This is a genomic window from Nocardia neocaledoniensis (genome assembly GCF_003182135.1).
In the GTDB taxonomy this organism is placed as follows: Bacteria; Actinomycetota; Actinomycetes; order Mycobacteriales; family Mycobacteriaceae; genus Nocardia; species Nocardia neocaledoniensis.
Genome location: NZ_QGTL01000003.1, coordinates 273,862 through 287,614, shown reverse-complemented (window position 1 = coordinate 287,614; position 13,753 = coordinate 273,862). Strand labels below are relative to the sequence as shown.

9 protein-coding genes are annotated in these 13,753 nt (G+C 65.3%); 4 read left to right on the top strand and 5 right to left on the bottom strand.

The features are described from left to right. Positions 1 to 88 precede the first annotated feature (88 nt). The 4 genes from eccCa to DFR69_RS09530 all read left to right on the top strand — a co-directional run bounded on the left by eccCa (position 89) and on the right by DFR69_RS09530 (position 6,487). Positions 89 to 4,126, top strand: a complete 4,038-nt coding sequence (gene eccCa / locus DFR69_RS09545; RefSeq protein WP_110037122.1) for a type VII secretion protein EccCa — start codon at positions 89 to 91, stop codon at positions 4,124 to 4,126. Continuing rightward, complete coding sequence (locus tag DFR69_RS09540) at positions 4,123 to 5,553, top strand: type VII secretion-associated protein (RefSeq protein WP_110037121.1); 1,431 nt, start codon at positions 4,123 to 4,125, stop codon at positions 5,551 to 5,553. The genes eccCa and DFR69_RS09540 overlap by 4 nt, the downstream gene beginning before the upstream one ends. A 281-nt stretch (positions 5,554 to 5,834) precedes the next feature. After that, complete coding sequence (locus tag DFR69_RS09535; protein ID WP_110037120.1) at positions 5,835 to 6,152, top strand: WXG100 family type VII secretion target; 318 nt, start codon at positions 5,835 to 5,837, stop codon at positions 6,150 to 6,152. A 38-nt stretch (positions 6,153 to 6,190) separates the two neighbouring features. Continuing rightward, a complete protein-coding gene (locus DFR69_RS09530; RefSeq protein ID WP_110037119.1) occupies positions 6,191 to 6,487 on the top strand; it encodes a WXG100 family type VII secretion target in 297 nt (98 codons plus the stop codon). 112 nt (positions 6,488 to 6,599) lie between these two features. Here DFR69_RS09530 and DFR69_RS09525 read toward each other — a convergent pair whose 3' ends face one another. The 5 genes from DFR69_RS09525 to DFR69_RS09505 form a co-directional block, all read right to left on the bottom strand. After that, complete coding sequence (locus DFR69_RS09525; RefSeq protein WP_167456208.1) at positions 6,600 to 8,192, bottom strand: serine/threonine-protein kinase; 1,593 nt, start codon at positions 8,190 to 8,192, stop codon at positions 6,600 to 6,602. Positions 8,193 to 8,280: 88 nt separating this feature from the next. Further along, positions 8,281 to 9,489: a DUF7373 family lipoprotein gene (locus DFR69_RS09520; protein ID WP_146229244.1), complete on the bottom strand. Its 1,209-nt coding sequence runs from the start codon at positions 9,487 to 9,489 to the stop codon at positions 8,281 to 8,283. A gap of 6 nt (positions 9,490 to 9,495) precedes the next feature. Continuing rightward, the gene (locus tag DFR69_RS09515; protein WP_146229243.1) at positions 9,496 to 10,725 is read right to left on the bottom strand and encodes a DUF7373 family lipoprotein; all 1,230 of its coding nucleotides are present in this window, start codon (positions 10,723 to 10,725) and stop codon (positions 9,496 to 9,498) included. 10 nt (positions 10,726 to 10,735) lie between these two features. Further along, positions 10,736 to 11,908 carry a DUF7373 family lipoprotein gene (locus tag DFR69_RS09510; protein ID WP_110037115.1) on the bottom strand — a complete coding sequence of 391 codons (1,173 nt, stop codon included), beginning with the start codon at positions 11,906 to 11,908 and terminating at the stop codon, positions 10,736 to 10,738. A gap of 233 nt (positions 11,909 to 12,141) precedes the next feature. Beyond that, a complete protein-coding gene (locus DFR69_RS09505; protein WP_110037114.1) occupies positions 12,142 to 13,722 on the bottom strand; it encodes a serine/threonine-protein kinase in 1,581 nt (526 codons plus the stop codon). Positions 13,723 to 13,753 lie beyond the last annotated feature (31 nt).

Below are 13,753 nucleotides of genomic sequence, written 5' to 3'. Positions count from 1 at the left end.
CTGACGAACCATACGACATGTCGGCCGCGACCTCTACACTGAGCCCGTCGCGTGGACAGCGAGTTGTCAAGCAGGGGGAGTCTCGACCATGAGCACAGTCCGGTTCCAGCGCCGTGCCCGGCGCGAGATGCCGCGTACGCCCGGTGGCGAGGTGACGCTGCAGCCGCCGCCCGAGATCCCCAGGATCACGCCGGGCAATCTGCTCATGAAGCTCATGCCCATCGTCATGGTGGTCGGCATGGTCGGCATGATGGCGCTGATGTTCACCCAGGGCAGCGGCATGCTGTCCAACCCCATGTCGATGATGTTCCCGATGATGATGATCATGTCGATGGTCACCATGTTCGGCCAGGGCAACGGCAAGGGCGCCAAGGCCGCCGAGGCCAACGAGGATCGCAAGGACTACCTGCGCTATCTCGACCAGGTCCGCAAGGACGTCGACGACACCGCCAAGCAGCAGCGCGCCGCCGTCGAGTGGAGCCATCCCGAGCCCGGCCTGATCTGGATGCTGGCCGGCACCAGCCGCATGTGGGAGCGCCGCTCCGGCGACAAGGACTTCTGCCACGCGCGCATCGGCCTCGGCGGTCAGCGCCTGGCCACCCGGCTGGTCGCCCCCGAGACCGGCCCGGTGGAAGAGCTCGAACCCATCGCCGCGGTCTCCCTGCGCCGCTTCGTCCGCGCCCACTCCACCGTCCCCGACCTGCCCACCGCCATCGCCGTGAAGGGCTTCGGCACCATCGCCCTCGACGGCGACCGCGCCCAGGCCCGCGACATGACCCGCGCGATGTTGTTGCAGCTGTGCATGTTCCAGGCGCCCGACCAGGTGCTGATCGCCGTGGTCTGCGGCCCCGACACCGCGCGCGAATGGGAATGGACCAAGTGGCTGCCGCACACCCAGCACCCCGAGGTCTCCGACGGCATCGGCACCCAGCGCATGTTCTACGGCTCCATCCGCGAGGCGCTGAGCAGCCTGCACCCGCTGCTGGGCAACCGCGTCCGCTACTCCCGTAACCAGCCGAACAACCCGAACCTGGTGCACGTGGTCATCGTCGTCGACGGCGGCCTGCTCGAGGCCGAGGACGACCAGCTCCGCGAGTCCGGCTACGAGGGCGTCACCATCATCGACCTCTGCAATTACGCTCCGCGCCTTGCTGTTTCGCGCGGCATCAAGATGGTCGTCGAAGACGGCGAGTGCCTGGGCCGCGGCGCCACCGGCAACCAGGAGCGCTTCGCCACCATCGACCGCGTCAGCGCCGAGCAGGCCCAGCAGGCCGCCCGCCGCCTCGCGCCGTTCCGCGCGGCCACCCAGCGCAGCAGCGACGTGGAGACCGACGACAACGAGGCCATCTCCACCTGGTCGCAGCTGATGTCGCTCGGCGACATCGGCAACTTCAACCCCGCCAGCGCCTGGCGCCCGCGCTACGGGCGCGAGCGCCTGCGCGTGCCCTTCGGCGTCGGCGCCGACGGCAACCCGGTCGAACTCGACATCAAGGAAGCCGCCGAGAACGGCATGGGCCCGCACGGCCTGTGCATCGGCGCCACCGGTTCCGGCAAGTCCGAGTTCCTGCGCACCCTGGTACTCAGCCTGCTGGCCACCCACTCGCCCGACCAGCTGAACCTGGTCCTGGTCGACTTCAAGGGTGGCGCCACCTTCCTCGGCCTCGACGGCGTCCCGCACGTCGCCGCGGTCATCACCAACCTGGAAGAGGAAGCCGACCTCGTCGACCGTATGAAGGACGCGCTGGCCGGCGAGATGAACCGCCGCCAGGAAGTCCTGCGCCAGGCGGGCAACTTCGCCAACGTCTCCGAATACGAGAAGGCCCGTGCCGCGGGCGCCGACCTCGACCCGCTGCCCGCGCTGTTCGTCGTCCTCGACGAGTTCTCCGAACTCCTCACCCAGCACCCCGATTTCGCGGAACTGTTCGTGATGATCGGCCGCCTCGGCCGCTCGCTGCACGTCCACCTCCTGCTCGCCTCCCAACGCCTGGAAGAGGGCAAGCTCAAGGGCCTCGAATCGCACCTGTCCTACCGCATCGGCCTGAAGACCTTCTCCGCCAACGAATCCCGCCAGGTCCTCGGCGTCCCCGACGCCTACAACCTCCCGAATTCCCCCGGCGGCGGCTACCTCAAGGCCGACTCCGGCGAGATCCAGCGCTTCCAGGCCTCCTACGTCTCCGGCCCCTACGTCGGCGGCGGCCCCCAGCGCGAGGTCACCAGCGCCGGCATCGTCGGCGGCGAAATCGACGTCAACGCCCGCCCCTTCCACGCCACCCACGTCGAATTCCGCACGTCGGACCGGGTGCCGGTGCCGGTGGAGTCGAGTTACGAGCCCGAATCGCACAGCGACGACGGCGAACAGGTCTCGAACCTGAACATGCTGGTGTCCCGGATCGCCGGGCACGGCAGGCCCGCGCACGAGATCTGGCTGCCGCCGCTGGACGAAGCTCCCACGCTCGACCAGCTGGTGCCGCGCTCGATCCTCACCGGCGAGTACTCCGCGATCGCCACCCTACGGGCGCCCATGGGCATCGTCGACCGTCCCTACGATCAGCGTCGCGACCAGTTCATCGTCGACCTGTCCGGCGCGCGCGGCAACGTGGCCGTGGTCGGTGGTCCGCAGTCCGGTAAGTCGACCGCGCTGCGCACGCTGATCATGGCGATGTCGCTCACCCACACCGCCGAGCAGGTGCAGTTCTACTGCCTCGACTTCGGTGGCGGCACACTCGCCGCGCTCGAAGGCCTGCCGCACGTCGGTTCGGTGGCCAGCCGTCTCGACGAAGACCAGGTCCGTCGCACGGTCGCCGAGATGACCACCATCGTGCGTACCCGCGAGGCCCGGTTCCGCCAGCTCGGCATCGAGTCGATGGTCGAGTTCCGCAGGCTGCGCTCGATGGATCCGGCCTCCAGCCCGGCCGCCGCGGGCGCGCACGAGGATCCGTTCGGTGACGTCTTCCTGGTGATCGACGGCTTCGGCTCGATCCGTCAGGATTTCGACGCGCTCGAGCAGGTCGTCATGAACCTCGCGGTGCAGGGTTTGTCCTACGGCGTCCACGTCGTGATCGCGCTGAACCGCTGGGCCGAGGCCAGGCCCGCGCTCAAGGACCAGATCGGCACCCGGATCGAGCTCCGTCTCGGCGACCCGATGGACTCCGATCTGGGCCGCAAGTTCGCCTCGCTCGTCCCGCAGGGCCGCCCTGGCCGCGGTATGACCGCAGAGTGTCTGCACATGCTGACCGGCCTCCCGCGGATCGACGGCTCCTCCGACCCGTCGAACCTCGGTCAAGCGGTGGCCGCCGCGGTCGAGTCCATCTCGCGCATGACGCCGGGACGTCCGGCCCCGCAGGTGCGGATGCTGCCCGACCAGCTGCCGCGCGAGCAGCTGCTGTACCTGGCGGGCAACTGGCCGTCGCGGGTCGATCCCGCGTCCAAGTGCCTGCGAATCCCCATCGGTATCAACGAATCCGAGCTCGCGCCGGTCTACATCGACTTCGCGGAGAGCCCGCACTTCATCATCATCGGTGACACCGAGTCGGGTAAGACCACGCTGCTGCGTTCGCTCATCGACGGCATCGCCGCGTCCAACACTCCGGACCAGGCGCGCTTCATCGTCGGTGACTACCGCCGCTCGATGCTGGGCCTGATCCCCGAGGGGTATCAGGCCGGCTACGGTTCCACCGCCAAGCAGTTCTCGGACTACATGACCGGACTCGGCCAGTACGTCGCCAAGCGCACCCCGGGCCCGGATGTGACGCCGCAGCAGCTGCGTGAGCGGTCGTGGTGGAGCGGGCCGGAGCTGTACGTGATCATCGACGACTACGACCTGGTCGCCACCTCGCAGGGCAACCCGGTCAGCGCGCTGGTCGAACACCTCCCGCACGCGCGTGACCTCGGTTTCCACGTCATCATCGCCCGCCGCTCCGGCGGCGCCGGTCGGGCCATGTACGAGCCCACGTTGGCGCGGATGAAGGATCTCGGTTCGGCCGGCCTCATCCTCAGCTGCAGCCGCGACGAAGGTGTCCTGCTCGGCACCACCCGTCCCGGTCCCAAGCCGACCGGTCGCGGTACGTTCGTGACTCGCAACAGCGAGGGCCTCGTGCAGACCGCCTGGATGCCGCAGCCGGAATGACCACCGTCGAGCTCGTCGTCACCGAGGCGAAGATCTGGGCGCGCGGCGCGACCACCCACTGGGATGTGCCGCCCTCGATCGTGTTGGGCAGCAACAACTCCGACCTGGTCGTGGGTGAGCCGCTGACGACACCCACCCAGGTCGTGTCGGCTGTCCAGTACCTGATGTCGGACCACATCGCCGTGCCGCCGAGGGTGCCTTCGTCAGTGGAGGCGCTCACCGCGGTGGTCGCCGCGATCGTCGACTCCCTCGGAGTCGCGGCGCCTTGCGACCGCCTCGTCTGCGTGCACCCCACCGCGTGGGGTGCACGGTCGCTCGAGATGTTCGCCACCGTCGCACACGGATTCGCCCGCGAGGTCACGTTCGAGCCGTGCGCCGTGCGGGCCTCCGAGGTCGATACCGCGACGCGGCGCAGCCGTCGCACCGCGATCCTCGAGTTCGGCCTGCTGTCGACCACCGCGAGCACGGTCGTCTATGACGCGAACGGCACGCATATCGAGGCCGTCGAAGCCGAACCCAACCTGGCAGCGGTCGAACTCACCGCGGCACACGGCCGGGCGGCGTTGACCGATCTTCTGGAGCGTCTACTCGCCGACCGCCCGACGGACGTCCTGCAGGTGTTCGGCACCACCGATCCCGAGATCATGACGGTCGTGGGCGAGGTCGCCGAATCCGTAGCCGGGTCATCGATCGCCATCAGCCCCCTGACCGGGACCGACGTGGCCCGGCGCCCACAGCAGCCGACGCCGTACACGCCGAGCATTCCGCCGGCGCGATCCGAGTGGATGCAACCGCTCCGGGAGCGCGCCGCGGCGACCCATCCCGTCGATCGCCGCCCGCTGTATCTCGCGGCCGTCGCCGCTGTCGCCGTGATCGCGTCCGTCACGGCGGGCATCGTCCTGTGGGGCGGTGGTGACGATCCGACGCCGTCCGCGAATGCGGAGCCGACCTCGACACACACGGTGGCACCGACGACGACACCACCGCCGGCCACACCGAGGTCCGCCACCGAGACGATCGGGCGGGTCACACTCCGGGTTCCCGAGGGCTGGCGACGCGCGTCGGCGACCTCGCCCGTGACACGTGTCGACCTCTCCCCGGAAAGCGGTGCGCGACAGCGCATTACGATCGCCCAGCAGACGGTCGCCGCAGATGCCGGCTACGACGACATCGCTGCCGACCTCACCGCGCAGACCAGGAACAAGCCGCAGGGCACCGTCTCCGAGATCCGCCGCGACGTCGTCTTCGCGGGTCGCCCGGGACTCTCCTACGAGGAGCGCCCCCTGGACGGCTCGGAAGTCCGCTGGCACGTCCTCGTCGAACGCGGCATCCAGGTCAGCGTCGGCTGCCAGTTCATCGCGGGCCGGTGGGACGAGGTCTCGACCGCCTGCGAGCAGGCCGTGAGCGCGATCAGGGTCGATCCGTGACGATCGCGCGCCGGTCGGCATCACGTGACGTCGGGCTCGATCGGAGCAATTGCCCACTCGACCGGGACCGGGTATCGTCGCCGGGGCATGGTTCACATCAATGTTGGGGAGATTGATGGATTGGGTGGGGGAGATGCGTAGATGTCTCGCTAGTCATCTGCTGGCCGATCGCCGAAATTTTCTCAGATGAGTGGAACCAACCGCACACCTGTTGCGTCTAACTCAGTGTATGGCGACTGTCCCTCGAAGTGGGGGATGTCGGCGAACCGAAAGGAAAATCCATGGCTCTTGATGCCGATGTAGCTGCGCTGCAGGCGTTCTCGAAGCAAGCCGAGAGCTCCTACACCGAAATTGAAGGGCTTGTCAAGAAGATCTGGGCAGGCAAGATGTCGACGACGGAGACGTGGAAGGGTGGTGCGCAGCAGGCCTTCGACATGCTGATGGACCGGTATGTTTCCGCGGCGGAGAAGCTGAACGACAAGCTGCTCGACACGTCGCAGAAGATCATGGAGTCGTCAAACGCCTACTCCGAGCAGGATGCGGTCTTCAAGGGTCAGGTCGAGAGCAAGATGGCCGAGCTCGATCTTCCGGCTATCTGAAACATCCAACCTCATATTCTTGTAAGGAGATACTCGGCATGGTCGACAATGTTATTGCTTCAAACCGCGACTCAGTGGACATGGGTGCGCAGGATATGATTAACACTGCGAACCTCGTTGCTGACAAGCTTATCGCCTTCCATAAGGAGGTGGAGCGAGTTGTTACCACCAGCTGGGGTGGTAATGCTCAGGCTGCTTTCCAGGAAATGCAGAATGAATGGCAGAGGACTTCGACTCAGCTGAACACCACGCTGATGGAGGCCGCGAAGCTGGTCCAAACCGGTAACTCGGAACTGCATGACACGGACAAGTGGCTGTCGGGCAAGTTCGTCTGACTTACGTCGCGCGGTCGGCTCCAGGCATGCGCCTGGGGCCGACTCTTCTATTATCTGCAGTCCTCGGCCTTCTGCGTTGGCGTCGGCAGGTCCGATGGTAGCAGACTATGAGCTACTGTAGGACCTTGGATATTTCTGGAATCATCTTCTCAACTAAGGTTTCCGGCGACTGTGCAGTCCAAACTTGAAATGCTTGCACGGCGGATGGGTCGTCGATTATGACGACTTTTCCTGAGCCGCTCGTCAATGTGTATGGCAAGCCGCGAAATCCTCCGTTTCCTGCCTGAGTGTCGGTGCGGAATATGAGCACAATATCGGTATTGTTCTTTGGATTGTAGTCGCCGATTGAAAGTGCGCGGGGAGACTTTTCGTCACCCACGGCTTTGTACTCGGAGTTGTAGTCGAAGTCCAAGTCCCGCAGGAACTTCCATTGGTCGCTCGGGTTGAGGACAACGGACAGTGTCGAGTTTCCGAAGTTGTACGCGGTGATGGTCTTGCCGCTGAACTCGGGGTGGGTGGCACGCACCTGAGCCATCGGGTCCGCGCCGCCGCTGTTTGGCGAGCTGTTCGATCTGGTCAGGACGAAGACCCCGGTGCCGACGAGAGCTGCGACGACAAGGGTGATGAGGCCGGGGACCAGGAACCGCCTGGCTCGCTTCGGGCGATGAGACACGGGGTTTCGCGCGGTGAGTAGCTCGGATTCGGGGACGCCGCCGACGTGCACCGGGTTTCCGACGATCACACGATTCGGGTCGGTTCCACGCTGTGGATACATCCGGTCGGTAACTGCGGTGGTCGGGCCCGAGATAGGCGGGCGCTGTGCGGTAGTCATGCCCTGCGACTCAGGCGCGTGCATAACGGCGCCGTGTAGTGCGGAATGGGTGTCTTGGATGAATTCGCGGCAGGTGTTGTACCGGTCGTTGGGGTCCTTGGCCATCACCTTGGCGATGACGTGGTCGATCGCGGGCGGTAGGTCGGGACGGACTGCGGTCGGGCGCGGCGGTGGTTCGTGCAGATGTCCCATCATGACCATCGCGGGAACCGTCGCGGGAAAGGGGTTCAGGCCGGTGAGCAGCTTGTACAGCGAGCAGCCGAGGCTGTAGATATCCGCGCGATGGTCGAGGACGCTGCCCATCAGCTGCTCGGGCGGCGCGTACGCGACGGTGGCCATGAAATTGCCTGTCGCCGTGAGGTCCTGGCCGTCGTCGGTGGATTTGGCGACACCGAAGTCAGTGAGCAGGACGCGTTCCTCGTCGCCTTCATCCGCCGCAGCGATCATGAAGTTGGCCGGTTTGATGTCTCGGTGGAGTAGACCGCGGCGATGCGCGTAGTCCAGACCCTTGCCGACCTCACTGATGATGCGTAAGGCGCGCTGCGGTGGCATGGCGGAAGGGCCTTTGGCTACCTCGGCGGCCGCGTCGGTGCCGTCGATGTACTGCATCGCAATCCAGAGCTGGTCATCCTCGTGGCCGCGATTGTATACAGCGACGATATTGGGATGGTCGAGAGCTGCGGCGAGATTGGCTTCGCGCTCGAAACGACCGCGGAACTCGGGATCAGTCGACAGGTCACCGCTGAGAACTTTGAGCGCATCGCGGCGTGGAAGGCTCGGGTTCTGGGCGAGGTAGACGGTACCCATACCACCGGCTCCGAGGACCTTGATCACTCGGTAGCCACCCACAATTGCGCCGGGCCGCAAGGCCATTCGCATCTCCTCATCCTTCGCGCCCCGCAGTGCGTGTCAGCCAGGGCAATCTAGCAGGTGCTGATGAACCGTTCAGTCTTCGCAAACCTCACTCGAGCGCGGCCAACAGCTTGTATTGGGCGGCCGCGCGTTGGTGCACGTCCTGGATGTTCGTTCCACTCACCGCGAAGACGAATCTGCCGATGATGCCGTGGCACGTCGGGCGTACGAAGCTGTGCTTCTCCGCGGGATTCTTGTCGAAACAGTTGGCGGTCGGCATGTTTGCCGGGCGGGCGGCTTCGGCGTAGTCGCGGGCGTCGAGAGTCGCCTTGTTCATTGCCGCAAGGAACCGGTTCGCGGCAGACTCGTCGCGGCTGCGGTATATGGACCCCGCGTCGAAGGCGACGTAGTCGACTCCCGCATCGGCGAACGCCGGGCTCATGGTCTGGGCATTGTCTTCCATGTGCAGCACAGCTTGGGCCGGATAGACTGCAGCGCCGCTGGTCCCTTTGGGCCTCGATTCTTCCTCGGTCGGCAGCGCGTGAGCCAGCAGTTTGTCGCGGTCGAGCGGCAACTTATCGATATCACTCAGTGGTGTCGGCGTGTACATGCGCAGCATCTCGATCTGCTTGTCGAAAAACCGCTGGGCGACCATTGCGTCGGCGGCGGCATCGTAGGGTAGACCCAGCCAGTCCTCGACCTGGATGTGCAGCAGCATGTCACCACGGACCAGTGCGGCGCGCAGCGTCTGCACCGGGATGGGCTCGGGGTCGTCCTCAACCTTGATATACGCGTCGGAGTAGTTGGGGACCTGGAACAGCGACCCCGGGGTTCGCTGGAACAGCTCGGTCGCGGCGGACCTGGCTTGGTCAGCTGTTTCGAATCTGATGGTGTTCGTCTCGACGGTTCGCCCCGCGTTGGGCTCGTCGCGACGATTCCCGTTGCTCCGCCAGCCCGCGACGACGCCAGGGACCAGGGCGTTGAAGTCTTTGGACTCGATCCCGGTGCCGCGGAAGTAGGGGGGATCGGCCTGGGTGATGTGCCGGCCACCGCCACTACCCTTGGAGAAGACGAACCGCGCATCGTACTGGAATGGATACGGTGTCGCGGCGCCGATTCTTATCGACTCCTGCAAGGCTCCAGACGTTGGAACCCGGGTGGCTTCGAGATTCGTGGGCGTTGTGGGGTAGTTGCCGGAGTCGAGCGTGGCGATATCGATGGCGGGTGCCGACGATGTCGCATCCTCGCCGCCGTCACCGCAGCCACTCAAGACCAGACCAAGAGTCAGTAGCGCACTGCCTACACGGATTTTTCGCATGGACGTCTACTCGCTCTTCTTCAGGATCGCGTACTGCGCGGCGGTACGTTCCTGCAGGACGGGATCGACCTCGAGGGCGGCCTTCGACACCGATGCCAGTGACATCACGACCGCCACGTACCTGTCGTACACCAGGACACAGAACCCGTTGTATTCACGGTTCTTGTCCTCCTCCGCCAAGCGCACGCACTGGGCGTCGGCGATACCGGGCGGTGGGGCGAGGACAGTGTCGTTCTTTGCGCGCTTTGCCAGGACCGTTTGGAGCTTGAACGCGGCCTCGACGTCGCGGGCACGGTAAACCGTGCTGTAGCGACGTCCTACGAGGTCGACCCCCGCTTCCTCGAACGCTTTACGGGTCTCGAGGGTGTTGCGCTCGTAGTGCAGGATGCCCGAGGCCTCGAAGACACCGAAATCCTCGTTGTAGAAGCTTATTCCGAACGGATCGCCGCCGCCGGCCGACTTGTCCATCGTCCGCCGGACAATGCCTTCTCTGTCGCGGGGCAGGTCCATCAGGTCGTCGGGTGCGATCACCTTGAACTTGTCGAGCGCCGGGATCTGGGCGTCCATCGACTTCTTGATCGTGTCGGCCAGCCCGGTGACGTTCGGCGTGGACTGGGTCACCGAGTTGACGATCACGAACGGTCCGTGCTGCTGGAATGCATTCACGCCCTGGTCGTCAGCGCTGGACGCGTTGGCTTCGGGGTAGTTCGGAACTGCAACCGGGTGGCGCGGGCGCTCACCGGACATCGTCACCTGGAACATCGCGGCGGCGGCATTCTTGGCGTCCTGCTCGGACGCGAATTGGAGGACGCCGACAAGCATCTGCTCCGTGTTGCGTACGCTGCCATTCGTTCGCACGGCCGAGACACCGACGACCAATTTGTTCCTGGTGACGGCGTCAGCGTATTGCGCGGGAATGCCGCCGGTTTTCGACATCGCGTCCGCATTGGCGAAGATCCTGGTGTAGCCCAACTCGGGCAGGGATGGAAAGTAGTCGATGGGGTGCACCAGAACGTTGAGCAGTCTTCGCCCTTCGATCAACCGGATTCTCTCCGATGTCGCAGAGGGGAACCTCTCTACGAACTCGGTCGGTTCGGTGATCTGTGCCCCGGTCTTCAATGCGGCCAGGTCTACCGGAGTCATACCGGGTTTGGCCTTGCCTGAAATCGGTGCGGCACAACCGGATACGACAGCAAGCGCAGCCAATAGCCCCGCCACGCGTAGAGAGTTCTTCATCGTGAGTTCCTCAAGGGCGCGCGAGCAGGATGTACTGAGCGGTCACCTGCTGATGCAGGTTTTGCAGGTTCGAGTCTCTGGCCTGGACGACATAACGATCGACCTGCAGATAGCAGATGTAGTCTGCGATCTTTCGCACGCCTTCGGCTTCGAAGGTGTTGGCATGACAGTCGACCGGTACCGGCAGATTCTCGGGCGACTCCGCCTGTTGGTCCTTCTCGCCGAGTTTCTTCCACTCCTCGTACAGACCGTTCGCCCCCTCGGCCGTCGTCGAGCGGAAGACAACGCTCTGGCCGAATGTGATCAGATCCACGCCGTGCTCGGTGAGTTCTCGCAGTGCCTCGGCGCTCGGGTCGGCGAACAGGCTGAGGACACCACGACTTGTGACGAAGCCGTCCGGCTGCGCACGGACCGGGGCGGACTGATCGGATGGAAGGGTCCGGCCCAGCAGCCCGGACGGGTCGAGCGGGACGTGCTCGAGCTTGTCCGACGGAGTCGGCACGAACTTGTCGAGCAGGGGGATCTGTACCTCGAGGAGTTTCTCGACCTGTGTGGTCAGGGAACCGAGGTCGGGTGCCCGGGTCTCGTCCTCGAGCTTCATGAAGACCACATACCGGTCGTGCACGGTCCAGGAACCGATCGACGAGACCGACGGGCGCCAGTGCGCATAGGTCTTCGGGTACTTGGCGATCGGGACCTTCACGTTCTCGGGATTGAAGGTGAAATCGTCGTGCTCGAGCGTCGGACCGACGGATTCGGCGGTCTGTGCGTCAGGGAACATCAGGACCGAGAGATGCGCCTTGCGCTGTTTGCCCTCGGCGCTCGGTGCGGTCGCCCACGAGTTCAGCCACCCGGCGACCAGATCCTCGGCGACTTCGTCGAAGGTGTCGTTGACGATGAGCGCGCCGAGGCCTTTTCGGTTCAGGACGATCTGGGTGCCCGCTACGAACGAATCGAATCGGTTGTCCCTGACATAGGCCGGGTCGGCTTCGAACGGCAGGGCAACGTAGTCGCCGAGGCGCTGTGCTTCCCACGCCCGCGCCTGGGTCATGCTCTTGGCGTTGCCTACCGTGCGCGGCTGCGTCTGGTAGTTGCCGAAGTCCAGCTTCGATGTATCCAGTTCCGGCTTCGTGGCCGTTCCCGCCACCTCGGAACCGCAGCCGACGACAGCGGCCGAGACCATGGCCGCGACGACCGCCGTAACCGCTGCTCGCCGCCCCCGTGCACCACAATGAAGCAGCACACCCTCCCCCTCTACCTGTGGGTCTGACGTGATCGTGGGTGGCTGCTGATCAGCCTCCGCCCCCGGTGATCTGTCAGCGGGCATATTAGCGCACCCGCTGAATCGGTCCTGTCCGTGCGACCTGTTCGGCCAGGTCAGTCTTGCTGAGAGTCGACCGGCTACCTCGATCGGTGCTATTTGATCTGCTTGCTCAGGAGTGGGACCAAGTGGTCGACCAATTGCTGCTCGGACTTGTCGGTCCAGTTCCTGATCGCGGTCACCGTCGCTGGGTCGTCGACTACGATGACCGTGGCCTCGGAGGAGGCGATCGAACCCGGCATGCCGAGATGGCCGCCGCCGCCTGCCTTTTCGTCGGTTCGGATCGCGATGATGTAGTTGTTGCTCTTGAACTTCGAGAAGATGGTGTACCGGTCGTCCTTCGAGACGGCGCGGGGTGACGGCTCGTCCGCGGCCTTGGCGAACATCGGGTTGTACACCAGGCCGAGGTCGCTCAGGAAGGTCGTCTGCAGGGTCGGCGACAGGTACACCGAGATGTTCGGGTCCAGGCTGGTGCCGTCGGTGATATCGACCATGGCGACGGATTTCCCGGCGAACCCGGGGTTCGCCGCGCGGGCACGGTCGATGGGCTTCTGCGCGACGGTGGAACTGGCCGCGCCGCCTGTCGGCGCGTCGCCGCCGGACATCGCGAAGATCCCGACGGCGGCCGCTACCGCGACGACGGCCGCGGCCGCGCCCGCGATGAGCAGACGGGATCGGCCCTTGGCGGCGGGGCGTGTCCCCGGATCCATCGGCGGAGTGACCGTCGTACGTGGCCCCGTGGTGGAGATCGGGCCGAACTGGTTGTGCGGCCCCTGGTCGAGTACCTGGACCGGATAGGTGGGCGACGTATTCGTCGACACCGGGTTGTGGCCGGGAAGCAGGACGGCGGCCGCCGCGTCGGTGAATTCGCGGCAGGACGCGAACCGCTCCGCGGGATTCTTCGCCAATGCCCGGGCGAAGACTCTGTCGATGGCCGGTGGCAGACCCGGATTGACCGAGGTCGCGGTCGGCGGGGGCTCGTGCAGGTGCCCCATCATGACCATGGCGGGCTGGGTGGCCGGGTAGGGATTCCGGCCGGTCAGCAGCTTGAAGAACGAGCACGCCAGACTGTAGATGTCGGCGCGGTGATCCAGTGCGCCGCCGGCCAATTGCTCCGGCGGCGCATAGGCGATCGTCGCCAGGAAGCTTCCCGTCTGGGTGAGCTCGGACGCGTCGTCATTGGACTTGGCGACGCCGAAGTCCGTCAACAGGATCCGCTCGTCCTCCCCCGCCACGGCGGCGGACAGCAGGAAGTTGGCGGGCTTCACGTCACGATGCAGCAAGCCCTTGCGATGCGCGTAGTCCAGGCCCTTGCCGACCTCGGTGACGATCCGCAGTGCCCGAAGAGGATTCATCGAATACGGATCACGCGTCATCTCCGCCGACGCGTCCGTGCCCTCGATGTATTGCATCGCGATCCAGAGCTGGCCGTGCTCCTCGCCGCGGTTGAACACCGAGACGATGTTCGGATGATCCAGGCCCGCGGCGAGATTGGCCTCCCGCTCGAACCTGGCACGGAACTCGGCGTCGCGGGAGAGCTCCGAACTGAGAATCTTGAGGGCGTCCATCCGCGGCAGGCTGGGATGCTTGGCCAGATAGACCGAGCCCATGCCGCCGGCACCCAGGATTCGCTCGATTCGGTAACCGCCGATGACAGTCCCAGGGGTTATCGCCACCCTGATCGTCTCCTGTCGCGCTTCGAAGGGG